The 24,772-nt window shown below is 39.0% G+C and carries 15 protein-coding genes, 3 tRNA genes and 1 pseudogene; 14 read left to right on the forward strand and 5 right to left on the reverse strand.

The window, feature by feature from the left end; all coding sequences use genetic code 11:
* Positions 1-62: 62 nt before the first annotated feature.
* The 4 genes and pseudogenes from HMPREF9007_RS14360 to HMPREF9007_RS14345 form a co-directional block, all read right to left on the reverse strand.
* On the reverse strand, positions 63-1,280 hold the full coding sequence (locus HMPREF9007_RS14360) for an IS256 family transposase (protein WP_008761338.1): 1,218 nt from the start codon (positions 1,278-1,280) through the stop codon (positions 63-65).
* Positions 1,281-1,338: 58 nt separating this feature from the next.
* Positions 1,339-1,521: a hypothetical protein gene (locus tag HMPREF9007_RS14355; RefSeq protein ID WP_008761339.1), complete on the reverse strand. Its 183-nt coding sequence runs from the start codon at positions 1,519-1,521 to the stop codon at positions 1,339-1,341.
* A gap of 66 nt (positions 1,522-1,587) precedes the next feature.
* Positions 1,588-2,865, reverse strand: a complete 1,278-nt coding sequence (locus tag HMPREF9007_RS14350; protein WP_277754657.1) for a hypothetical protein — start codon at positions 2,863-2,865, stop codon at positions 1,588-1,590.
* 99 nt (positions 2,866-2,964) lie between these two features.
* Positions 2,965-3,892 (reverse strand): annotated as a pseudogene (locus tag HMPREF9007_RS14345) (IS1595 family transposase).
* A gap of 517 nt (positions 3,893-4,409) precedes the next feature.
* Between HMPREF9007_RS14345 and HMPREF9007_RS14340 the strand changes: the two are divergent.
* From HMPREF9007_RS14340 to HMPREF9007_RS14295, 10 genes are all read left to right on the forward strand, one after another.
* Complete coding sequence (locus tag HMPREF9007_RS14340) at positions 4,410-5,318, forward strand: 6-bladed beta-propeller (RefSeq protein WP_008761341.1); 909 nt, start codon at positions 4,410-4,412, stop codon at positions 5,316-5,318.
* Between the two features lie 8 nt (positions 5,319-5,326).
* A complete protein-coding gene (locus HMPREF9007_RS14335) occupies positions 5,327-6,208 on the forward strand; it encodes a DUF1573 domain-containing protein (RefSeq protein WP_008761342.1) in 882 nt (293 codons plus the stop codon).
* 709 nt (positions 6,209-6,917) lie between these two features.
* Positions 6,918-8,849 (forward strand): hypothetical protein, encoded by a 1,932-nt coding sequence (locus HMPREF9007_RS14330; protein ID WP_008761343.1) that lies wholly within the window; start codon positions 6,918-6,920, stop codon positions 8,847-8,849.
* Complete coding sequence (locus HMPREF9007_RS14325) at positions 8,840-10,720, forward strand: DUF5127 domain-containing protein (RefSeq protein WP_008761344.1); 1,881 nt, start codon at positions 8,840-8,842, stop codon at positions 10,718-10,720. Before HMPREF9007_RS14330 ends, HMPREF9007_RS14325 begins: the two co-directional genes overlap by 10 nt.
* Entirely contained in the window at positions 10,713-11,588 is an 876-nt protein-coding gene (lepB, locus tag HMPREF9007_RS14320) for a signal peptidase I (protein ID WP_032850353.1), read from the forward strand. Before HMPREF9007_RS14325 ends, lepB begins: the two co-directional genes overlap by 8 nt.
* Before the next feature lie 9 nt (positions 11,589-11,597).
* Complete coding sequence (locus tag HMPREF9007_RS14315) at positions 11,598-13,214, forward strand: O-antigen ligase family protein (protein WP_008761346.1); 1,617 nt, start codon at positions 11,598-11,600, stop codon at positions 13,212-13,214.
* Positions 13,215-13,355: 141 nt separating this feature from the next.
* The gene (locus HMPREF9007_RS14310) at positions 13,356-14,444 is read left to right on the forward strand and encodes an efflux RND transporter periplasmic adaptor subunit (protein ID WP_008761347.1); all 1,089 of its coding nucleotides are present in this window, start codon (positions 13,356-13,358) and stop codon (positions 14,442-14,444) included.
* Between the two features lie 26 nt (positions 14,445-14,470).
* Positions 14,471-17,578 (forward strand): efflux RND transporter permease subunit, encoded by a 3,108-nt coding sequence (locus tag HMPREF9007_RS14305; RefSeq protein WP_008761348.1) that lies wholly within the window; start codon positions 14,471-14,473, stop codon positions 17,576-17,578.
* Positions 17,575-19,074 carry a TolC family protein gene (locus HMPREF9007_RS14300; protein ID WP_008761349.1) on the forward strand — a complete coding sequence of 500 codons (1,500 nt, stop codon included), beginning with the start codon at positions 17,575-17,577 and terminating at the stop codon, positions 19,072-19,074. The genes HMPREF9007_RS14305 and HMPREF9007_RS14300 overlap by 4 nt, the downstream gene beginning before the upstream one ends.
* Before the next feature lie 31 nt (positions 19,075-19,105).
* Positions 19,106-22,351, forward strand: coding sequence for an efflux RND transporter permease subunit (locus tag HMPREF9007_RS14295; protein WP_008761350.1), 3,246 nt, complete (start codon positions 19,106-19,108; stop codon positions 22,349-22,351).
* Positions 22,352-22,441: 90 nt separating this feature from the next.
* On the opposite strand, the gene HMPREF9007_RS14290 is transcribed toward HMPREF9007_RS14295, so the two are convergent.
* Positions 22,442-22,996, reverse strand: a complete 555-nt coding sequence (locus tag HMPREF9007_RS14290; RefSeq protein WP_008761351.1) for an NAD(P)H-dependent oxidoreductase — start codon at positions 22,994-22,996, stop codon at positions 22,442-22,444.
* Between the two features lie 176 nt (positions 22,997-23,172).
* Here HMPREF9007_RS14290 and nspC point away from each other — a divergent pair, with 176 nt between their 5' ends.
* From nspC to HMPREF9007_RS14270, 4 genes are all read left to right on the forward strand, one after another.
* On the forward strand, positions 23,173-24,312 hold the full coding sequence (gene nspC / locus HMPREF9007_RS14285; RefSeq protein ID WP_008761352.1) for a carboxynorspermidine decarboxylase: 1,140 nt from the start codon (positions 23,173-23,175) through the stop codon (positions 24,310-24,312).
* Positions 24,313-24,430: 118 nt separating this feature from the next.
* Positions 24,431-24,503, forward strand: a tRNA-Gly gene (locus HMPREF9007_RS14280).
* A gap of 34 nt (positions 24,504-24,537) precedes the next feature.
* A tRNA-Leu gene (locus HMPREF9007_RS14275) sits at positions 24,538-24,619 on the forward strand.
* Positions 24,620-24,643: 24 nt separating this feature from the next.
* Positions 24,644-24,727 (forward strand) — tRNA-Leu (locus HMPREF9007_RS14270).
* The last annotated feature ends 45 nt before the right edge of the window (positions 24,728-24,772 follow it).

The raw sequence follows: 24,772 nt of genomic DNA on the forward strand, positions 1-24,772 counted from the left end.
CCTTGCTCACATCCGGGAACTACCTTTTCTTTGCGTTTGAAAAGCAAAAAAGGGGAAATGGGTTATATCGCCAGAGGCATTCTCTCTCCAAACTTGATTCGTAGTTGCCCGGCAGTTAACGCCCAATTCTGGAGCGGTTGCGTCCATTTCTTGGAGATGTTCATCACAGCCAGGTAGATCAACTTCATCAATGCCATGTCATTGGGAAAGACACCCTTGGTTTTGGTCACCTTTCGTACTTGACGGTGGAAGCCCTCGACGGCGTTAGTTGTGTAAATCAGTCTTCGGATATGCTCATCATAAGCAAAATAGGCCGATAGATTATCCCAGTTTCGTCGCCATGATTCCAAGACAACAGGGTATTTTTTACCCCATTTATCTTGTAGTTTATCAAGGTTGAGCTCTGCTAAATCTTTATTAGGGGCTTGATAGACTGTTTTCAAATCTGCCATAAACTCTTTTTGATCTTTTGAGGCTATGTATTTCAATGAATTGCGAATCTGATGTATGACGCAGTTCTGGATGATTACCTCAGGAAAAATAGTGCTGATTGCTTCAGCAAATCCCGTGAGATTGTCAATGCAAGCGATCAGAACATCTTTCATGCCACGTGCTTTCAGGTCGGTCAAGACACTCAGCCAGAAATTAGCCCCTTCGCTTTCTGATACATACATGCCTATCAGTTCTTTATGGCCATCTTTATTGACTGCCAGAACATTATAGACAGCTCGACTTTCGGTACGACCACCATCCTTCACCTTGTAGTGCATTGCGTCAAGCCACACAATGGTATACATTGATTCCAGGGGGCGGCTTTGCCACTCCTTCACCTTGGGAACTATGCGTTCAATAATCTCACTTAGGGTGTTGTGGGAGATCTCAACATCATACATCTCCTCGATATGGGAGGAAATATCCCTAAGGCTCAAACCCATACCATACAGACTGATAATCTTGGAAGACATGTTGTCCGCAAGAATCGTCTCGCGCTTTTTAAGGATCTCAGGACTAAAGCTGCTGTGACGATCTTGAGGAGTCACGATATCAATCTCGCCGGCCATGGTTTTGACACGTTTGCTGCCACGACCATTCCGCTTATTGCCTTTAAGACGCTCTGAATCATCAAGGTGGGAGGACATCTCGCCATCTAAAGCGGCCTCTAAAAACTCTTTTAGCAACGGACCAAAGGCTCCGTCTTTGCCCGTGAGCGATTCGCCACTACGCAGTTGAGATAACGCTTTGTCACGCATCTGCTGATACTCTTCACTGTTTCTATCCATAATACAAAGATAATTGTTTGGGGACAGAGTTCAGATTACGCCCTCAAAAAGAGAAGGATTAATTCTTCTCTTTTTGAGGATATAATTCATCAATAAGACTTTTAGCTTCCTCCTCTCCTCCAATACTTTTGAGATATTCAAAACTTTGTTCTTTAGTCCAATTATGATGATTTAAGACTTTTCTTACCTCTTCATTAGTTAAATACTTATTAGTATTTTCTTTTACTTCTTTTCTTTTCATATTTTTCTTTTTCTACAAAGGTAAAAATCCCTTATGCAAAGTCTAATAAAGAGATGTGAATGGGTGTTAATTGTTTATATAATTGTTCAATTTATATAATAGACCTATTTTCAAATATTGCTTTAAATTTTTCTTTTGGGTTTTATTTAAATCTAAAGTTCTACAAACCAATTCTCCATCTATAAGAATATAATGAATAAAATAAAATCCATTTTGTGTAATATTTTTGGAACACCAATCATGTACTTCTTCAAATTGGGATATTCTATTTTCATTTGAATAATATTTAAGATTATCTCCTTTTGCCTTTACTCCAATTATATCTGTTTCAAATATGAATTTATAAGAAAACCCACAATCTTCTATAAATATATTATTGCCAATCTTGCAACAATTAAAATTATTTAGATAATATTTATTCCTACATTTATCTTTAAGTGAAAGTTCAAAAGTGCTTAACTTTTTCTCTTTATAATCACCGAATGGTTTATTTCTATTATAATTATAATAGGGAAATTCATAACTACATTTATCTTTAAAGATATTTACATTTTTATTGCTATCTATGCGTAATTCAAAATTATAATTTAAAAAAGCATTTTTCTTCTTCACTTTATTCTCTTCAATTAATTGTTCTATTGGAGTATTTAATATTATATCCTTTGTTTTTTGTAGATAAGATTTTATCATATCATTTTTTATATTTGAAATTTTTTTCTCAATATTTACTTCATCTAAGATTAATTTAATTTCTTCAATTTCTCTTTTTTCATATTCCTGTTTTTGCTTTTCTTTTAAAGCCTTTTCCCTTTTTTCTTGCTCGGTTTTATTTCTTATTGGATATATTCTTATAAATTTATTTGGTATTTGTGGTATATATCCTTTTTCGTCTGTTCTCATATTATAAAAATTCACACTAAAGGATAAGTCATTGTTATAATAAATTTCTTCATAATTATAACCTTGATTATTAAGATATATATCCAATTTATTCTTAGATTTAACTAAGCATTTCCCTATATAAACTAACTCATTTATAGCTTCAATAGCATCACCAATATAAACATACTGTTCATTCAATTCATCATAACCTTTTAAAGCTATAGTTAAAATAAATCCAGTAGATTTTTTACTAGAAGAAGATAAATCATTGATATTAATAATAAAACAATTTTCATTTTTCAATTTATGTTTGGAAAATCTTAAAATATCATTAACTTCTAATACCATATTATTGGTATATTGATTAATAACACCATATTTTTCATAAGTATAAGTTGAATTTTGACTAAATGCATTAAAGCATAATAAAATAGTGAATAGTATCAATAATAGTTTCTTCATAACATACATAAAATTTAAATTATACATAATAGGGTTCAAATATAATAATTACAAACAATACAAAGATGTTAAATTTACAAAAAACGATTTGCATAAAATTTATGCAGCTATAATATCGAGATAAGTTATTTTAAAATAGGAGTTACGCAATAGTAATTTGAATTTACTCGAATCCTTTATTTTTCTTGTATTGTATCTAAAGGTAAATTCATTAGCATATAATTGTAGATGCTTTTTGCTTATATGGTGATAGATACCTATAATACCTCTTTTGAATATAGACCAAAATCCTTCAATTGTATTGGTATAAATTCTTCCATCAACATATTTACCTTTACCATGGTCTACACTATAATGATAAAACATCTTATCTACTGCATTATATCCTAACCATTCATCTGTATATAATACAGTATAGTCTCTTTTTACAAATTCTAATATTTTGGGAGTCAATTCTTTTTGAGATGTATTTTCTACAACTCGGGTGATAGCATCTCCTTTTCTTTGCAACATTCCAAAAACAGGAGTTTTATCTTTAAAGCTTCTACCTTGAGCGTTTTTTACCTTTTTATCCCAATGTCTATTTTTATTTTTGCCACCGACAAAAGTTTCATCGCATTCAACTTCACCACTAAGCCTACCTCTATTTCTACAAATAAAATAAGTTCTTATCTTTTGTAATATATACCAAGCTGTTTTCTGAGTTATCTTCAAATCTCTTGACAACTGTAATGAGGATATACCTTTTTTATGAGCTAATACTAACCATATTGCCATGAACCATTTTTTTAGTGGTAATTTAGTACCATGAAATATTGTTCCTACTTTAACATTGAATATTTTCTGAGTATTCTTGCACATATACCTATGATTAGGTAAATAATAGACTTTCGATTTTTTATTCAAATGGAGATTTGACTTTGCCATTTCTCCAACGTAATTTTTCTAAGTAAACGATACAAGATTCTTCATCTGGAAAAGCTTCAAGTAATTCAATTAGAGAGTTAAATTTAGATACATCAATCATATTTCCTCCTTTGCATTTTTATTATTAATATTTTATTTATAAATCAATAGATTTAAATATTATAATTAATTGATTATTAGATATTTAAGTCTTAATAATACAAAGGTATGTAAGGGGAATGTGATTAATTGTCAAAGTTGTCAAAGGGGAGTTAATGGAGGTTACTTATCTTTACTAAAATGATTGATTACTTTTATAAATTTCGTATGTTTGCAAAATAAGAAGTTAGGAGGATTTTCACTTTCCAAAAATCACATTACACCACATCAATTAATAAATGTGCATTTTTATGAAAAGAAAATATATTGAGTACAAAATAGCTGAATATCCACAAATGACTGACAAAGGTTTAGCGTGGATAGTACTCTACAGAATAGAGTACATTGATTAATTTGTTTTTGCCCTCAAAATCCCCTAACTTCTTTTTTAATTATATATCTATATAAAAACTTATTCTACAATAAAAATATTTTATATTTTAACAAGAGTTAAGCTGTAAGATTGTATATAGTTACCTTTGAATAAAATAGGGGCGAGAGGAGAAGGTCCGGAAGAATATTTAAATATTAGTTCGTTTTTTATTGATGAGGAAAAAGGTCTAATTAATATAGTTGATGGGTTAAGTTCTACAATAATTCAGTATGATAAAGAGGGAGTTTTTATTGATAAAATTAGACACAATAATTTGCATTTAAATCTTGTTACAAAAACAAAGGTGATAGGAAATAATTTATTTTGTTATTCAGGCACAAATTGGGAAGGTAATAATATGTATTTTGTTGTGAATAAAAAAGATTATTCTATTATGGAATATTTAAGGCGATATTCAGGAGAATATACAAACCACTTTATGGTTAATATTGGCACACATCCTTTTACTTATATTGATGGAGAGTTCCATTTTGGTGCTTTATTTACGGATACTATTTTTTCCTTTAGAAATGATACAATAGCCCCTTATATAATTGCAAAAAGTAAAGAAAATATAAGTCCATATGAATTACAGGGAGAGTTGGAGAAGGATGAATATAATTATGGAAAGACTATTGTGAGAATTGCAGAAAAGAAAAAATATAATACTGGCATAGTTAACTATTTTGAGAACAAGAGATATATTTTGTATGATTTTATAGCGGAAAAGGATTTGTCAAATGCTGTTTTATGGGATAAAAAAGAAAATGAGGGTGTATTAATTAGTAATTATACACAATCTTGTAATCCTGACCTTTCTTCATTCATTTCAAGTTCTGGAAATTTTGTAATTCAAATTTGGAATAATAAGACGATACAGATGTTTAAGGATAAAATAGCTGAGAATAAGATGGAAGCAATCAATTATCCATCCGGAATGATTGAGCAGATTAGAGATTATAATGCTGAAGAAGATAACCCATTCTTAATTTTGCATGAATTTAAAGATAATTAGCGATAAACATGAAAAATATATTAATAACGTTAGTTTTAGTGATGTTTTATTCATGCATGAGTAATACCTCGCCTGTTGAAATGAGAAATATAGTAGAAAAGTGGAATGGTAAAGAAATAATTTTCCCAAAGGATGTTTTATGTATGTCTATAGATAAAGATACTACATATGTATCATCGAATTTAGCTTCTTATAAGATATTAGTTTACATAGATTCTATAGGTTGTATGGGATGTAAGTCGCAATTATACAAATGGAATAGACTAATTGAGGAGGTTGAAGATGAAATGGGAGATTTAGTCAGTTTTCTATTTTACTTTCAACCTAAGAGTTTTGAAGATATACAGGCTCTTTTTAAAAAGAATAATTTTAGGTATCCTTCATATATTGACGTTGATAACAAACTTAATAAACTTAATAATTTCTCAGCCGATAGTAGGTTTCAGACATTTTTATTAGACAAGAACAATAAGGTTGTTCTTATAGGGAATCCTGTAAATAACTCCTCAAATTGGGAGTTGTATAAACAGATAATAAAAGGAGAAGAGAAAGCCAATTTAGTTGAGTCAAGTAGTAAGATTCCAATGACGTCAATAGAAATAGAAGAACAAATATTAGAGTTGAGAGAATTGAAGTTGGGTGAAATAAATGTAGTTAAATTTTATCTTCAAAATACGGGTAACGTCCCTTTGGTGCTAACGAATGTCGATTCATCATGTGGTTGTACTATCCCGGAATGGAGTAAAAAGCCTATAGAAGCAAATGAAAAAACAGAAATTGTAGTGCAGATAATACCTGAAAATAAAGGGTACTTTAGAAAAACTGTCGCTGTTTATTGTAATGTAAAATCTTCTCCAATTATTTTGCGAATTAATGGAGAAGTAAAGTAATGATGCAATAGAAATTACTAACTATAAAAATGATATCTTTTGAAAATAAAGTTAGTATCCTGTCTATTATTCTTTGTGTTTTATCATAATAAGTAAAAACAGTGAAAATGATTTTATTATAATTTTTTTTGTAGGTGAAAGAACTAAAAAGAGAGATACTACTACTTGCTACTATTTCATTTAGTTATATGTTTAGAATACGAATAGAAGGAGATAAAGTCATTACAATAGATTTACATGGACCTGATTATTATGGGTATTGATTCCAATATCATAGTTTTCGATATTTATCTTCTTGCGGTAAACATGGTGATTCTATTGCGGAAATGCTTAATGGAGAACTTTCCTATATCTAATTATGCGTTACGGATCTTAGATAGGAGTTGAGTTTATAATTTCTAATGTGAGAAAGGCTATGGTTAGTAGCAATGTAATATAACTTTAAGCTGTATCTTATGTAATTCAAGTAACCAACTAATATAGTAGAGATTAGGCTATAGGATTTAAATAAAAGGTCGATTGTTTGGACTAACTTTAACAAAACGATTGTGGTACATTACTATACAAAGGATGTACTTTTTTGGTTGAGTATAATTGGAAATGTGAAATGAGTAGTGTAGAAGATATATGGTAAAGTGTTGGAAGTATATTCAAAGTGTTGTTACGATGATATTGATTTTTAGGATTGGGATGGTTAATCGTAAACAATATGTTTTTCAAGGAAGGGCCCATATCTTCTTTGGAACTTGCTTTGCGTATGGCAAAAGGTAATCGTACAGAGCTTGAGAAAGTACTTTATTATTATCAGCAGGATGCTACTGATAGCCTGAAATATAAGGCTGCATGTTTTTTAATAGAAAATATGCCATATCACTCTTATACAGATGGAGAACAATTGGAAAAATACAAAGGGTATTATGCATGGCTGAAGGACAGTCATGGAAAAACTCCTGAAGAAGTAGTAGATTCCGTAAAAAAAGCATTTGGTCCAATTGAACAGTTAGATAAAAAATATGATTTGCTGGAAGTCGATTCTGCTTATTTATGTAATAATATAGAATGGGCTTTTAAAGTTTGGCGTGAACAACCTTGGGGAAAGAACATATCATACAATATGTTTTGTAAGTATATATTGCCTTATCGTATCGGTGATGAGTCTTTAGACTATTGGCGTGAAATGTATTATGAGAAATATAATAAGCTGTTGGATTCATTAAGGATATCTGATTCGTTAGATATCGAAGATCCGGTTGTAGCTGCTAATTATTTAATAAATAAATTGCCTGATAAGTGGCATTATTATACTTCAACGACTCCTTATTCTTTTGGGCATATCGGACCTGAGTATGTACAATACTTATCAGGAACGTGTCGTGAAGTGACTGACTTTGCGGTATATCTATTTCGGGCTTTGGGAATTCCTTGTGCTATTGATTTTGTTCCTGTACGTAGCTATGTTAATGCCGGGCATTTTTGGTTGGTAACATGGAATAAATATGGCGAAACATATATGGCTAATTTCCCGGAGAATTTGAGCATGCTTCGCCAAAACTGGTGGTATCGTTGGGATGATAGTCCCAAAGTGTATAGATATGCTTTTGATATAAACAAAGAATTATATGAGCGAATGGCGCAATATGATGAAAAGGTATATCCATTTTGGAGTTTACCGAAATTTAAGGATGTTACTTATGAATATGCTTACTCTTTTGAAAAGGAACTGGTTATTCCATTGGAAAAACTTTATAAGAATAAAAGTAATGGGAGAATAGCTTATTTATGTGTTGCTAATAGAGATAACTGGATACCCATTGATTGGACTGAATATGACGCACTGCATCTGGCTTTTCGAAATGTTCGAAATGGTACGCTTATGAGGGTGGCTACTTATGAGAATGGTACTTTGAACTTTTTGACTGATCCTTTTTATGTGGATAAACAGAAGAATGAGCAGCATTATTTCTCTGTCGAAGGAGATACACAAGACGTGGTATTGTATGCTAAATGTAATATAGACGGAGAGAATATGTTCCGTGACCGAATGATAGGGGGTGTTTTTGAAAGCAGTAATCAATCGAATTTTGCAGTAAGTGATACCTTGTTTATCATACAGTGTAAACCTGATCGTTTGAATACGACAGTAAGAAGTTCTTCAAATAAAGAATATCGTTATATCAGATATGTAGGTCCTCCCGGAGGATTATGTAATGTGGCTGAAGTCGCATTTTATGAAAAAAATGATACTCTTCCATTGTCTGGGAAAATTATAGGGACTCCCGGATGCTATCAACATGATGGGACGCATGAATATACAAATGTGTTTGATGGAAAAACGTGGACTTCTTTTGATTATTTTAAATTTTCCGGGGGATGGGCAGGACTTGATTTGGGTAGAAAGGTGCAGATAGACCGTATTGTATATACTCCGCGCAACAGGGATAATTATATTCGTCCTGGTGATATCTACGAGTTGTATTATTGTGACCGATATTGGAAATCCGCCGGAAGAGTTAAAGCTACAGTTGATTCATTAGTATACAGAGGGATTCCCCAGAATGCACTTTTGTTCTTACGTAACCATACGCGCGGCGTAGATGAGAGAGTCTTTGTTTATGAAAAAGGAGAGCAACTATGGAAATAAGACTTAAAATTAAACTAGTTGTGTTGTGGAAGACAATCATCTTATTAGGAATAATTGTCTTGCTATCTGCTTGTTTCCATTCGAAGAAGGAGGTTGTATCTTCTATTGCCATTATTCCTGATGAGCATACGTTACTGGCCATTACGCCGGAATTCTCTATAAAAATGGCAGGAGATACATTGAATAAACATTACCTACGATTGAAGTCTGGAAAGATATTTCCAGTGACAGGGATTTTGCAGGTGGATGGTAGGACCTATCGTTTTATGGGAGGAGATTCTTTACGTATATCCCCTATAGCTTCTCTTGCAAATGACAGTGTCAGTTGGTCGGGGAAATATTCTTATTTGTTTCCTGGAAAAGGGTGGGAGCAAAAGGAATATGATGATTCTTTTTGGGAAGAAGGAAATGCTGCTTTTGGACCTGTAAAAGGAAATTCTAAAATTCGTACCGCTTGGGGGGCGGAAAATATATATGTCCGCAGGCATATTAAGATTGATAATAAAGATGCTTTGGAAGGGCATAAAATTTACGTCTGTTATATTTGCGATGATCAGATAAAACTTTTTTGGAATGGAGATTTCTTATTTGAAAAAGGAATAACATATCAAACGAAATGTGGACGTTTAACAGATGAAGCTATTGCTCATATTGGTAATGGAACAAATGTTTTGGCAGCTTATGGACGTAACACAGGAGGCCCTGCGTTGTTAGATTTTGGTCTGTATATTGAAAATAAAACTTATAGTGAAGCAGATATGGCCCTATTGAAGCAAATAGATGTACAAGCTACTCAAACTCATTATGTATTTCAATGTGGGGATGTAGAACTTCAGATTGATTTTGTTTCACCTTCTTTGTCAGAGAAGTGGAATATGACAGGATGGCCTGTCGGTTTCCTTTCCTATCAAGTTCATGCAGAAGATAAAAAGGAGCATACAGTGGAAATTTTGTTCGATGTGGATATGGAATGGATGTTTGGTAGGAGGAAGATTGATAGTTGGGTTGAACAAGAGTGGCGGTTTGTCAAGTCTGATAGTTTAAATTTAGGTATGACGGCGGATGGAACATCGTTTTCATGCGATGATAGTCATGTTGTTCTGTCTCAAAAGTTGTGTGCAGAAAATGGAAATAAAGGCATATTGTTAATAGGATACGGAGAAGGGCAGAGGATACATTATGTTGGTGAGCTTTTACAACCTCTTTGGAATGACAATGGAAAAGGAGAGGTTAAAGAATTAATGAAGGCTGTCGGAAACAGGTATCAGAAACTTAAGGAAGAATGTAATAAATTGGATAATCTGTGGAATAATAAAGCATTTCAAGTGGGCGATAAGACATTTGCAGAACAGATTCTTCCTTCATATCGTAATTTTATTTCTTCCCATAGGTTTGTGTTATCTTCGGATAATAAGTCATTCTGCTTCGGAGATACTTTGGGTAATGTTAGAGATGCTTATAGGAATTTTCCTGCTTTGTTATTTTTTAATCGTGTTGATTGGATGAAAAGTTTATTAAATCCAATATTTGAATATTGTGAAGATGAACATTGGAAAAGAAAATATCCGCCTTACGATATTGGATTATATCCGGTTGCAAGCAAACAAATAAAAGTGGATAATTGTGCTGAAGTGGCTGCTGCAAATATGTTGATGATGATGGTTGCTATTGTGGAGGCAGAACAAGATTTCAGTTATGCTGAATTGCATTGGAGTCATTTGTGTTTGTGGGCAAATTATCTGGAAGAAAAGATGAAAGGTGAAGTTCTTCCTTCTATTGAGTTATTAGATGCAAATGACAAACGTGTGAAATGTGTGCTGGGATTGATGGCTTATTATAAATTGATTCAACTAAAGGATGCATATGAATAAAGTGAAGAAATTTCTAGCAATAATAGAGAATTTAATATTCATGATATTCTGCATGATAGTAATTTTGTTCTTGGTTCAGTTATTCTGTTTCACATCGTTTAAAATTCCATCAGATTCTATGGGACCTGCACTTAAAGATGGAGATAGAATATTGGTTAATAAAATGATAAAAGGAGCCAGATTGTTTAATGTGTTTGCTGCTTTGGATAACAAAGATGTTACTATTTACCGGATGCCGGGATTGGGGCATTTAAAAAGGAATGATGTACTGGTTTTTAATTTTCCTTATCAGATGAATCGGTGGGATAGCATCCGGATGAACGTAATGCAGTATTATGTGAAACGTTGTGTAGCTTTGCCTGGGGATACATTGGAAATCAGAGGAGGATTTTATAAAGTGCGTGGATGTTGCGAACAGTTGGGAAATTATGAAGCTCAGCAATATCTTGCCGGACTACAGCAACCGGAAAAACAAGGAATCGTAGTAGGAACATTTCCTTATGATCAAAGCCTAGGATGGAATATTCGAGAGTTCGGGCCATTGCCCATACCACAAAAGGATCAGATTGTAATAATGAACCATACTACTTATCTTTTATACAGACAACTGATCGCATGGGAGCAAAAGAAAAAAATAGAACTAAAACAGGGACAGGTGTTTATTGGTGATAGTCTTATTCATCAGTATCGTTTTGAAAAGAACTATTATTTTGTATCGGGGGATAATATGGCGAATTCGCAGGATTCCAGATATTGGGGGATGCTGCCGGAAGAATATATTGTAGGTAAAGCTACCCGTATTTGGAACTCAAAAGAAAAATATACCGATCAGATACGTTGGGAACGGATTTTAATGCAGATCAAATAAAGATAGAAGATGTTATTACAGAATAAATATATCGTTCATTTATTAATGCTGTTTGGAGTCATTGCACTTTTAAGTGTTGTGACTGTTTCATCTTATACTATTGCGGTCGGAGATATGGCATATCAGAAGCTATATTTGGGGCATATGTCTATTGTCTTTGTGATATGTACTCTTATGTCTTTGTGCTTAGATTGTAAGAAAAATATATTTTATTTATCAGTCGTTTGGTCTCTTATTATTTTAGGTGGGGCTGAGGCTGTTTGGGGGTTAAGACAAATATATGGTTTAACTGTATCCAATCATTCATTATATGCGCTAACAGGTTCTTTCTACAATCCGGGGCCTTATTCCGGATACTTAGCAATGGTATTTCCTATTTGTTTGAGTGAATGGTTGAATCTAAAAAAGGTGAAGAAACGTACTTGGATCGAGCAAGGTAAATATTGTATGGCTTTGGGAGTCTTGCTATTAATTCTTTGTGTTTTACCGGCAGGTATGAGTCGTTCGGCATGGATGGCTGTTGCGATTTCTGGGATATGGGTATATGCTACATATCGTTCATGGGGAACTAGTTTAAGGAAGATAGGTAGAAAATATAAGAAAAGAGTATTTCCGGCTATTATTGCCGGGGGAATGGTATTGATAATAGTTGGTTATGCTCTTTTTCAATTAAAAGTAGATTCGGCTAATGGACGTCTGTTAATTTGGAAAGTGAGTGTTATGGCTATTGTGGAAAAACCTCTCCTTGGGCATGGTACTGGAAACTTTGCATCGGCTTATGGAATGGCTCAGGAAAAATATTTCTCCCAAAAAGAGTTTACATCTACAGAAGAATTAGTAGCTGGAAGTCCTGAATACGCTTTTAATGAATATCTGCAAATAGCTGTAGAATATGGAGCCTTATTTTTATTGGTTGTGTTATTGATTATTGTTTTTTGCCTTTGGATAGGAATAACAGAGAAAAGACTAAGTGCATGCGCTGGTTTGATTTCTGTTTTAGTATTTGCATTTTCATCTTATCCAATGCAAATACCCGGATTTGCTATAGCATTCTATTTTTTATTGGCTGCTTGTGTAGTGGGTTCTTCACGGTTACAAATATTGTTCTTTATTATAATGATTGCTTTATTGGGAAGTTACTATTGGAAATATAATCAGTATAATGCTTGTGAAGAATGGTTTAGGTATAAAATGCACTATAATATAGGCGCATTTCGTTTAGCTAAAGAAGGGTATGAGAAAATTTATCCGGAATTGAATGATAGGGGAGCATTTTTGTTTGAATATGGACATTCTTTACATAAGTTGAAAGAATATAATAGTTCTACAGCAATTTTGAAAGAGGCAATGGCACATAGTTGTGATCCTATGATTCTGAATATAATAGGAAAGAATTATCAGGCTATAGGAAAATATGAAAAGGCTGAAGAGTATTTCATACGATCTACTCATCGGCTTCCGGGACGAATTTATCCATATTACTTGTTGGCAAAGCTTTATGCGGAACCGGAATATCAACACCCGGAGAAATTAAAACAGGCGGTTCAGATTGTATTGACGAAGGAACCAAAGGTACAATCGACTGCAATAAGGGAGATGAGAGAAGAAGTGAAACTGCTAAAATAAATGGGTGAAGAAAAAAAATAACTGTACAAACTTGATTAATAGATATTTTTGTCTAAATTTGGCAAACATGATGCAAACTTACATACAATATATGAGATATTATATGTGAGATAATTTAGAATAAACAAACCAATAAATACGATGAAAAATAATTCTACATGGATTTTATTGTGCCTTGCATGTATGATGACGCTCTCTTGTTCCGACAAGAAGAATACTGCAGATGAATCGGAGAAAGGCGTCTCCACAGTCCTTCCGGATACGAAGAATGAAGTAGCTGTTCAGATATTGAAGAAGCGTGATTTTCATCACGAACTGGTGAGTAACGGCAAAATCAGTGCCCGTGGCAAAGCCGATCTGCGTTTTGAAACCGGTGAAGTCATCGCTCATATCTATGTGAAGAATGGTGACCGTGTACAGAAAGGGCAGAAACTGGCTGATTTGGATAAATTCCGCTTGGAACAGAAATTATCCCAGTCGGAAGATGCTTTACTGAAAGCCGAACTGGAATTGAAAGACGTACTGATCGGGCAGGGATATTCTCCTGACGACTTTAGTAAAGTCCCTGCCGAAACAATGAAAATCGCCAAAGTAAAAAGCGGGTATGAACAGTCGAAATCCCAGTATGAACTGGCGAAAAGAGAGATGGAGCATGCTACGTTGATTGCTCCTTTTGACGGTGTGGTAGCCAATTTATTTTCGAAGCCTTATAATCCGGCAAATACTGCTGAAGCATTCTGTACTATTATCGATTCCAAAGGAATGGAAGCTGATTTCACGGTACTGGAAAATGAACTTGCTTTTATCAGGATGGGAGATAAAGTGGTAATTACTCCTTATGCCGGAGGAGATGCGTTTGAAGGCAGTGTATCAGAGATAAATCCATTGGTGGATGCCAACGGCATGGTGAAAGTGAAAGCATTGGTAAATGCGGGAGGAAAACTGTTCAGCGGAATGAATGTAAGGGTAAGTGTCCGCCGTTCGCTGGGAGAGCGGCTGGTTATTCCGAAGAGTGCCGTTGTATTGCGTTCCGGCAAACAAGTGGTATTTACCCTGAAAGACGGCAAGGCAATGTGGAATTATGTGAATACGGGACTGGAGAATGCGACAGAATGTGTCGTCTCCGACAAGTCGCAGAAAGGCATTGAGGATGGTCTACTGGAAGGAGATACGGTGATTGTCACCGGAAATCTGAATCTGGCGCATGAGGCGGAAGTCTATGTTAAATGAAGAATTAAGAATTAAATAATGAATCTATGATAAAATTCTTAATTCAGCGCCCTATTGCCGTATTGATGGCCTTTACCGCCTGTTTCATCATCGGACTGGTGACGTACTCTACGCTACCTATATCGCTGCTTCCCAATATCGCTATTCCTGAGATTACGGTACAGGTGGCGTCTGCCAATACCTCTGCCCGGGAATTGGAAAACACGATTGTCAAACCTTTGCGGGGGCAGTTGATTCAGGTCTCTACCCTGAAGGATATCCATAGTGAATCGAGAGACGGGGCGGGCATTATCCGCTTGTCATTTGAATATGGAACGAATACGGACCTTGCCTTTATCGAGGTAAATGAGAAGATAGATGCCGCCATGAACTATCTTCCGAAAGAAGCGGAACGCCCGAAGGTAATCAAAGCGAGTGCAACGGATATTCCTGTATTCTATCTGAATCTGACACTGAAGAATGACAGTGCTTACGGAGCTACGGAACAGCACTCCTTCCTTGAATTGTGTGAGTTTGCCGAGTCTGTCATTAAGCGCAGGATAGAGCAGCTTGAAGAAGTTGCCATGGTGGATGTGACCGGAATTTTGGAACGGCAGGTACAAATAGTGCCCGACAAGGACAAGCTCGCCATGATGGGACTCTCCATTGGAGATATCGAATCGGCTTTATCTTCTAATAATGTGGAACCGGGCAGCATGACAGTGCGAGACGGGTATTATGAATACAATATTAAATTCTCGACATTGCTGCGTACGGCGGAGGATGTGGAAAATATTTATCTGCGTAAGGATGACCGCATCGTACAGTTAAAAGACTTCTGCAAAGTAAGCGTCGTACCTGTAAAGGAAAAAGGAGTATCCCTATCCAATGGCAAACGGGCGGTGAGCCTTGCCGTCATCAAACAGGCGGATGAGAACATGGATAAGATGAAGCAGGCGCTGGTAGGCACGATGACCTATTTTCAGTTAGTATACCCGGAGATCGATTTCAGCATCAGCCGTAATCAGACGGAACTGCTGGATTACACCATCTCTAATCTGCAACAGAATCTCTCCCTTGGTTTTCTCTTTATTTGTCTGGTAGCGGTTCTGTTTCTGGGAGATGTAAAGTCTCCGCTGGTCATTGGACTCAGTATGGTGGTGTCCATCGTGATCAGCTTTGTCTTTTTCTACCTTTGCAATATGTCTCTCAATATCATTTCACTTGCCGGATTGATCCTGGCATTGGGAATGATGATTGACAGTTCGATTATTGTGACCGAGAATATATCGCAATACCGTGAACGGGGATACTCCTTGCGCCGTGCCTGTGTGACGGGAACCAGTGAAGTGGTCACCCCCATGCTGAGTTCTTCTCTGACGACTATTGCTGTCTTTGCCCCACTGATTTTTATGAGCGGTATTGCAGGCGCTATTTTCTTTGATCAGGCTTTTTCTGTCACTGTAGGACTAATGGTGTCTTATCTCACCGGTATCATGCTGCTTCCCGTACTTTATCTGCTGGTTTACCGGACAGGTGTCCGCACCCGGAAATGGAAGTGGCTTTCATTCAAAATTAATAACCCGATCAAGGACCACACGCTAGACCGATTCTATGATGCGGGTGTCGACTGGGTATTCCGCCATAAAACGTTCAGTGTACTGTTCTGTGTGATTTCCATTCCGCTTTGCATATTCTTCTTTTTCTTTATAGACAAAGAACGGATGCCCGATATCGAGGAGAATGAACTGATCGCCCGGATAGAATGGAATGAGAATATCCATGTGGATGAAAACAAACGACGGGTGGATGAACTTTTCAAGGAACTGAAAGATGAAGTACTGGAGCAAACAGCCTCTATCGGCAGACAGGACTTCATCCTCAATCGGGAACGGGAACTGTCTTCTTCCGAAGCGGAACTTTATTTCCGTACGGAGACTTCCGACGCTATTGCTCCTTTGGAACAGACGGTATACCGGAAACTGAAGGAACGTTATCCACTCTCTGTCATCTCTTTCTCTCCGCCGGAAACGGTCTTTGAGAAACTCTTTGTGACGGGTGAACCGGATGTGGTGGCGGAATTTTACACCCGTAATAAAGCGGAAGCCCCCAAAGCGGAAGCAATCCGCAGCGTGGAACAGGAACTGGGACGAAAAACCGGAATCAATCCGACAGGTATCGCCTTCGAAAACCAGTTGAATCTGAGTATCAGTAAAGAGAAACTCTTGCTCTACCGTGTTTCCTACAACGAACTGTATCGGGTACTGAAAACGGCTTTCCGGGAAAACAGTGTGACGATGCTGCACTCTTATCAGCAATATTTGCCGATCAACATTGCCGGGGATGAAAAGACTGTGAACGAGGTGTTGCAGGAAACACTGGTGCAGACGCAACCGGACAACCGTGGGAATGTCGATTTTATCCCGCTTCGGGAATTGATCAACGTAGCTCCCGCCGAAGACTTGAAAAGTATTACTTCCGGACGTAATGGCGAGTATGTCCCGTTCGACTTTTACGGCGTGCAGGATGCGAACCGGCTGATGCGTGAAGTGAAACAGGTGGCGGAGGAAACAGGGGACTGGGATACGGGCTTCTCCGGCAGTATCTTCTCCAACAAGGAGATGCTGGATGAACTGGTCGTGATCCTGTTGATCTCACTGCTGCTGATGTATTTCATTCTTGCCGCACAGTTCGAGAGTTTTCTGCAGCCGTTGCTGGTACTGGCGGAAATCCCGATTGATGTGGCATTTGCTTTACTCTTGCTCTGGATATGCGGGCATACGCTGAATCTGATGTCTGCCATCGGTCTGATTGTGACCTGTGGTATTGTAATCAATGACTCTATCCTGAAACTGGATGCGATCAATGAACTGCGCAAGGCAGGCGTTCCTTTGCTGGAAGCTATTCATGAAGCAGGCCGCAGGCGTCTGCGTCCGATTATCATGACTTCGCTGACGACCATCTTTGCCATGGTGCCGTTGCTGTTCTCCTCGGATATGGGATCGGAACTGCAAAAGCCGTTGTCTATCGCCATGATAGGCACGATGTCCATCGGTACGGCGGTCAGCCTCTTTATCATACCGCTGCTTTACTGGTTTATCTATCGGGGAAAAAGCGGGAATCACAAACCAAATGAAAAACATGTTGAATTATGAAGAAATCATCCGTTCTTTTTGTATTGATGGCAGCATCGGGGATATGTTTCTCTTCAGTATATGCCCAGAAACGTCTGGTGCTGGACTTGAACCAGACTATCGCTTTAGCTAACGACAGTTCGCTGGAGTCATTCCGCACACAAAATATGTATCTGTCCGGTTATTGGGAATACCGGACGTACCGGGCAAACCGTTTGCCGAGTCTGACAATGGACCTTACCCCGGCACAATATAACCGGGATATCACGAAACGTTATGATTCGGGACAGGACCTGGATGTCTACCGTACGCAACAGTCATATTATGCCTATGGAGGATTAAGTGTCCGTCAAAATCTGGACCTGACCGGAGGTACGTTCTATCTGGAGTCGAACCTTGCCTATATGCGTAATTTCGGGGATAATAGTGCGACGCAGTTTACCAGCGTCCCGATACGGCTCGGTTATTCGCAGAGCCTGGTCGGGTATAATCCTTTCAAATGGGACCGGAAGATCGAACCGCTGAAATACGAGCGTGTGAAAAAGGAATTTCTTTATAATGTGGAAAAGGTTTCGGAAACGGCGACGAATTATTTCTTTTCGCTGGCGATGGCGCAGGCGGAATACAAACTGGCAAAGGAGAACCTCGCATCTACGGATACTTTGTACCGCATCGGACAGCAACGGCACCGGATCGCCGCTATTTCACAGGCGGACCTGCTGACTTTAAAGCTGGATAAAGTGAATGCACAGAATACATTGCAGAATAGGGCAAGCGCCTTGAAACGGGCAATGTTCTCACTGGCATCTTTTCTGAATCTGGATAAGAATACCCAGATCGAACTGGAGCTTCCTTCACGCCCAAGTATGATGGAGATTCCGGTGGATGAGGCTTTGAGATGGGGAAGGAGCAATAATCCGCAGTTGCTGGAACTGAAGCAGAATGTACTGGAAGCGGAGCGGAATGTGGACAGAACAAAGAAGGAATCCCGTTTCAATGCCAGCGTGAATGCCAGTATCGGTTTCAACCAGGTGGCGGAAAACTTCGGAGATGTGTATCATAAACCGATGCAGCAGGACTTGGTAGCGGTCAGCGTATCGATTCCGCTGCTGGACTGGGGCGTTCGTAAGGGCAAATACAACATGGCACGGAATAATCTGAATGTAGTGAAGATTTCGGCACGTCAGGATGAGATCAGTATTGAGGAGGAAGTAATCATGACGGTGAGTGATTTTAATATCCAGCAGCAGTTGATTGCCAGTGCGGAAGAAGCGCTGGACCTGGCGATACTGGCTTATAATGAGACAAGGCAACGTTTTATTATCGGTAAAGCGGATATTAATAGTCTGACGCTTTCGCTCAACAGGCAGCAGGAGGCGCAGCGCAACTACATTTCTGCCTTGCAGAACTACTGGCTGAATTATTATAAAATACGTCGTCTGACTTTATTCGATTTTGCTACGAAGCTTTCTCTTTCGGATCGTTTCGACTTTAATGGAGGGAGACTGATCAGATAGTAATTTCTTTTGAGATATAGACAAATGAATCATGCAAGATATAGGTTCTGAAATTAAGAAGTCATCAAAGGCTTCCGCTTTTACGCTCATTGTCGCTTTTATCAGCGTGGCGTTGGTCGGGCTGGCACTTGTTCCGTTGCTGCCGGTGAAGCTGAATCCGTCACGGACCTTACCCGGATTTTCTGTGTGGTTCGGCATGGGAGGGACTTCGGCGCGTGTCGTGGAGATGACGGCTACCAGCAAACTGGAGGCGATGCTTGCCCGTGTTAAGGGAATACAAAGCATATCTTCGACTTCCGGCAATGGCTGGGGAAGTATAAATGTGAGTCTGGACAAGCATGCAGATGCGGCTGTCGCACGTTTTGAGGCTTCGACCATCATTCGTCAGACTTGGCCGGAATTGCCGGCGGGAGTTAGTTACCCGTACATTCAGATGGCAAGTCCGGAGCAGAAAAGTCAGGGACCTTTTATCGCATTCACGATTAATGCGCCTGCCACTCCCAGTCTGATTCAGAAGTATGCGGAGGAACATATAAAGACACGCCTTGCGCAGCTTCCGGGAATCTATAAGATAAACGTCAGCGGAGCCACACCGATGGAATGGCGTCTGGAGTATGATTATGAGCAGTTGCGTGCGTTGGGGGTGAGTACGGATGAAATTAGTCAGGCAGTCGGTCTGCATTATCAGAAAGAGTTTCTGGGGACTTATGATGTGGAACAGGCGGCTTCGGGCAAGGAGTGGATTCGGTTGGTGCTGATGCCCGAACATGATAACCGGGAGTTTGACGCCGGGCAGATACAGGTGAAAGTGAAGGATGGGAGAATCATCCGCTTGGACGAACTGGTGAAGGTCGTCCGTATGGAAGAGCAGCCTCAGAGTTATTACCGGATCAATGGGTTGAATTCGATTTATCTGTCTGTTGTCGCTGAAGAGGCAGCTAATCAGCTGGAACTGAGCAAAAAAGTACAGGCGTGTATGGATGATATCAGGCTGTCGCTTCCGGCGGGATACGAGATTCATACCAGTTATGATACTACAGAGTTTATACATGACGAGCTGAACAAGATTTATTTGCGTACGGGAGTGACGGTGGCTATCCTGCTCTTGTTTGTACTGCTGATTACTTTCAGCCCCAAATATCTGTTTTTGATTGTCACCAGTCTGACCGTGAATATGGCAATAGCCGTTATCTTTTACTATGTCTTCGGACTGGAAATGCAGTTATATTCTTTGGCGGGTATCACGGTTTCACTGAACCTGGTGATTGATAATACGATTGTGATGAGTGATCATTATCTTCGATGTAAAAACCGGAAGGCGTTCATGTCTGTATTGGCGGCTACACTGACAACAATGGGAGCGTTGGTCATCATCTTCTTTCTGGACGAGAGGATTCGTCTGAATCTGCAGGATTTTGCCGCAGTGGTGATGATTAATCTGGGAGTTTCATTATTGGTTGCTCTGTTCTTTGTACCTTCTTTGATTGACAAAATCGGGTTGAAACGACGCAGGAAGTCTTCTCTGACCGGAGTGAAGAGAAAATGGAAAATGGGGAATACCCGTTTCTTAGGATGGCTGCGTTCGAAGATGCGAAGGGGGCCGGTCTATTTCAGTCATTTCTACAGGTGGCTGATACAGAGGCTTTGCCGCTGGAGAGTAGCGGTTTGTCTGTTGCTGTTGCTGGCATTCGGATTACCGGTCTTTCTGTTGCCGGAAAAGATGGATGGGGATGGCAAATGGGCAGAGATTTATAATAAGACACTGGGGACTCCTACCTATAAGGAAAAGGTGAAACCGATAGTGGATAAAGCGTTGGGAGGAAGTCTGAGGCTGTTTGTGCAAAAGGTGTATGAAGGGAGCTACTTTACCCGGAATGAGGAGGTGGTGCTTTATGCCAACGCCAATTTACCGAACGGCAGTACGCTTGAACAGATGAATACACTGATCAAGCGAATGGAAACTTATCTGAGCGAGTTCAAGGAGATCAAGCAGTTTCAGACATCGGTAGAAAGCGCCCGCAGGGCATCTATCAGCATTCGTTTCACAAAGGAAAATCAGAAAAGCGGGTTCCCATATACGCTGAAAGCTAACATGATCAGTAAAGCTCTCCAGTTGGGGGGAGGAGATTGGAGTATCTATGGATTACAGGATCAGGGATTCAGTAATAGTGTACGCGAGAACGCGGGATCATTCCGGGTGAAAATGTACGGATATAATTATGATGAACTTTATAGCTGGGCTACAAAACTGAAAGAGGTCTTATTGTCTCATCGCCGTATCAGGGAAGTTACGGTCGGTTCCAATTTCTCGTGGTGGAAGGATGATTATCAGGAGTTTTATTTTGAGCTGGATAAACAACGGATGATCGGAGCGGGGATCGGAGCCGGAGAACTGTTTGCTGCTATTCGTCCCATATATGGGCGGAATCAGGAAATCGGTTCCGTTGTTACCGAAGATGGAACGGAAAAAATCAAACTCTCTTCCCGCCAGTCGGATCAGCGGGATATATGGGCCATGCAGTATTATCCTTTCCGTGTAGGCGATAAAGAGTATAAACTGGCGGAACTGGCTAAGGTAGAGAAGGGACAGATGCCGCAGGAAGTGGCGAAGGAGAATCAACAATACCGCTTATGCCTGCAATATGAGTATATCGGTGCGTCGGAACAGGGAAATAAGTTGCTGAAAAAAGACCTGGAAGAGTTTAATGAACTTCTCCCGATGGGATATAAGGCGGAAGCGGAAAGTAATAACTGGTCATGGGGTGGAGGTGCCAACAAACAGTATCGCTTGCTCCTGATTGTGATTGCTATCATTTTCTTTATTACAAGCATTCTGTTCAATTCGTTGAAACAGCCGTTAGCGATCATCTTTGTCATTCCGATCTCTTATATCGGTGTGTTTCTGACGTTCTACTGGTTCAAGTTGAACTTTGACCAGGGTGGTTTCGCTTCGTTCATTCTGCTCTGCGGTATCACAGTGAATGCCAGTATTTATATTTTAAATGAGTACAATGCGATTCGAAAACGCTTTCCCTGCCTTTCTCCTCTTCGTGCTTACGTGAAGGCATGGAATACGAAAGTGATCCCCATTTTTCTGACGGTTGTTTCTACCATCCTTGGCTTTATCCCCTTTATGGTGGGAGCAGAGAAAGAAGGTTTCTGGTTTCCTTTGGCTGCAGGTACTATCGGTGGATTGGTAATGTCCGTGATCGGCGTGTTTATTTTCTTGCCGGTACTGACTTTGAATAAAAAGAAGATGATGGTGAAGAAGCCTTGAAGAAATAAATTAGCTATTAGCATATTTCGATTAGCTAATAGCTAATTTGTTTTTGCTAATAGCTAATCGAAATAAGGTATAGGAGATAATTCACCAGTTATTTCCTGCATTGCTGCTGCCGATCAGCATTTCTACCCGTTGCTTATACAAGTTGGCTCCCTCAGCGATGTTCTTTCCCGCATCTGCGGTTCCCATTCCGTAAACAACAACAGGCGTTTGCCACGACATCCCCGAATGAATGGCACTAACCTGATAAGGACGTAAAAGCTCATCCACTGTGAAGCGGTTTCTGCCTCCGCTACGGTATGCTTCATATTCGGAACCTGTGGTGGTTACTACTGTCAATGGTTTCCCGGCTACTGCCGGAGTCTTGGAAAGGAAGGTGAATACTTCGTCCTGCCATTTTTTGAGCAATGATGGCGCAGCCATCCAATGAAAGGGAAATTGATAAATGAGGGCGGAAGCATCGGAAATGATTTTGCTCCATTCGTCAACATCAAAAGAAGCGCCTTGCTGGTCGTAAAGATTGAATACTGCTACGCCTTCAATATCACTCACAGCATCAATCAGTGCTTTGTTTGCTTGTGATTCCTTCATATTGGGATGCGCCAGGAGAATCACCACTTTTCTTAAATCTTTATTCATAATCAATCGGGTATTTAGGATGAAACAACTACATCTATAATATAAAGGTCTAAAAATAAGAAAAAGTTTTCGAAACTCAATATCTTAATTAAAAATAAAAGAATCTCTCTTTGCTTTTGAATTTGTATTTTTGCAGGCACGTCCGTAAGGCGTTATTTTAGATAATAAATTTATATATGATAGATTTCACCCAATTTCCTTCTCCTTGCTATATTATGGAGGAAGAACTCTTGCGAAAGAACCTGTGTCTGATAAAAAGCGTAGCCGACAGGGCAGGAGTAGAGATTATTCTCGCCTTCAAGTCATTCGCCATGTGGCGTTCATTTCCGATATTCCGCGAATACGTGGAGCATTCCACAGCAAGTTCTGTGTATGAAGCGCGTCTGGCATTGGAAGAATTTGGAAGTAAAGCCCATACTTATTCTCCTGCGTATACGGAACAGGATTTTCCGGAAATCATGCGTTGCAGCAGCCACATCACTTTTAATTCAATGGCACAGTTCCGTCGTTTCTATCCGATGACAGTGGCCGAAGGAAGCGGAATCTCCTGCGGTATCCGTGTGAATCCCGAATATTCGGAAGTAGAAACAGAACTTTATAATCCGTGCGCACCCGGTACCCGTTTCGGAATGACCGCCGACTTATTACCGGATACCTTGCCCAAAGGAATCGAAGGTTTCCATTGTCATTGTCACTGCGAATCTTCTTCTTTCGAGCTGGAACGTACTTTGCAGCATCTGGAAGAGAAATTCTCCCGCTGGTTCCCGCAAATTAAATGGCTGAATCTGGGAGGCGGGCATCTGATGACCCGAAAAGATTATGATACAGAACATCTGATTAAATTATTGCAAGACCTGAAAGCACGATATCCTCATTTGCAGATCATCCTTGAACCCGGTTCTGCTTTTACATGGCAGACAGGAGTCCTGACTTCGGAAGTGGTAGATATCGTTGAGAGTCGCGGTATCAAGACGGCTATTCTGAATGTGAGTTTCACCTGCCACATGCCCGATTGTCTGGAAATGCCTTATCAGCCTGCCGTTCGTGGTGCGGAGATGGGGAATGAAGGAGAATTTATTTATCGTTTGGGAGGTAATTCTTGTTTGAGTGGTGATTATATGGGATTATGGAGTTTCGATCATGAGTTGCAGATCGGAGAGCGGATTGTGTTCGAAGATATGATTCACTATACTATGGTCAAGACAAATATGTTTAACGGAATCCATCATCCCGCCATCGCTTTGTGGACAAAAGAAGGGAAAGCGGAAATATACAAGCAATTTTCTTATGAAGACTATCGGGACCGAATGAGTTGATAATCAAAACAATTGTTTGTTTGCGGAAACAAAGTGTGCAGATTCTTGTGAAAAAAAGATGCAGAATGTTTGCAGAATTACGGAAAATCCCTACCTTTGCAACCGCAAACGAAAAAATGCGGAAATAGCTCAGTTGGTAGAGCATAACCTTGCCAAGGTTAGGGTCGCGAGTTCGAGTCTCGTTTTCCGCTCATGTTTCTTTGAAATGTTGGAAATATAATCTTTGCCCAGGTGGCGGAATTGGTAGACGCGCACGTTTCAGGTGCGTGTGTCGAGAGGCATGCAGGTTCGAGTCCTGTTCTGGGCACAAAGATTTTAACTTTAAAATTCTGGAGAGGTGGCGGAATTGGTAGACGCGCTACTTTGAGGGGGTAGTGACAGTTATGTCGTGGGAGTTCGAGTCTCCTTCTCTTCACAGTCATTAAAGTTATTTGCGGAAATAGCTCAGTTGGTAGAGCAT

Origin of the sequence: Bacteroides sp. 1_1_14 (assembly GCF_000162515.1) — a bacterium.
GTDB classification, from domain to species: Bacteria; Bacteroidota; Bacteroidia; order Bacteroidales; family Bacteroidaceae; genus Bacteroides; species Bacteroides thetaiotaomicron.

What these genes read in the sequence shown, in the direction of transcription:
- HMPREF9007_RS14360 (WP_008761338.1), bottom strand. Translation starts at nt 1,280, where the DNA reads ATGGATAGAAACAGTGAAGAGTATCAGCAGATGCGTGACAAAGCGTTA.
- HMPREF9007_RS14355 (WP_008761339.1), bottom strand. Translation starts at nt 1,521, where the DNA reads ATGAAAAGAAAAGAAGTAAAAGAAAATACTAATAAGTATTTAACTAAT.
- HMPREF9007_RS14350 (WP_277754657.1), bottom strand. Translation starts at nt 2,865, where the DNA reads ATGAAGAAACTATTATTGATACTATTCACTATTTTATTATGCTTTAAT.
- HMPREF9007_RS14335 (WP_008761342.1), top strand. Translation starts at nt 5,327, where the DNA reads ATGAAAAATATATTAATAACGTTAGTTTTAGTGATGTTTTATTCATGC.
- HMPREF9007_RS14330 (WP_008761343.1), top strand. Translation starts at nt 6,918, where the DNA reads ATGTTTTTCAAGGAAGGGCCCATATCTTCTTTGGAACTTGCTTTGCGT.
- HMPREF9007_RS14325 (WP_008761344.1), top strand. Translation starts at nt 8,840, where the DNA reads ATGGAAATAAGACTTAAAATTAAACTAGTTGTGTTGTGGAAGACAATC.
- lepB (WP_032850353.1), top strand. Translation starts at nt 10,713, where the DNA reads ATGAATAAAGTGAAGAAATTTCTAGCAATAATAGAGAATTTAATATTC.
- HMPREF9007_RS14315 (WP_008761346.1), top strand. Translation starts at nt 11,598, where the DNA reads ATGTTATTACAGAATAAATATATCGTTCATTTATTAATGCTGTTTGGA.
- HMPREF9007_RS14310 (WP_008761347.1), top strand. Translation starts at nt 13,356, where the DNA reads ATGAAAAATAATTCTACATGGATTTTATTGTGCCTTGCATGTATGATG.
- HMPREF9007_RS14305 (WP_008761348.1), top strand. Translation starts at nt 14,471, where the DNA reads ATGATAAAATTCTTAATTCAGCGCCCTATTGCCGTATTGATGGCCTTT.
- HMPREF9007_RS14300 (WP_008761349.1), top strand. Translation starts at nt 17,575, where the DNA reads ATGAAGAAATCATCCGTTCTTTTTGTATTGATGGCAGCATCGGGGATA.
- HMPREF9007_RS14295 (WP_008761350.1), top strand. Translation starts at nt 19,106, where the DNA reads ATGCAAGATATAGGTTCTGAAATTAAGAAGTCATCAAAGGCTTCCGCT.
- HMPREF9007_RS14290 (WP_008761351.1), bottom strand. Translation starts at nt 22,996, where the DNA reads ATGAATAAAGATTTAAGAAAAGTGGTGATTCTCCTGGCGCATCCCAAT.
- nspC (WP_008761352.1), top strand. Translation starts at nt 23,173, where the DNA reads ATGATAGATTTCACCCAATTTCCTTCTCCTTGCTATATTATGGAGGAA.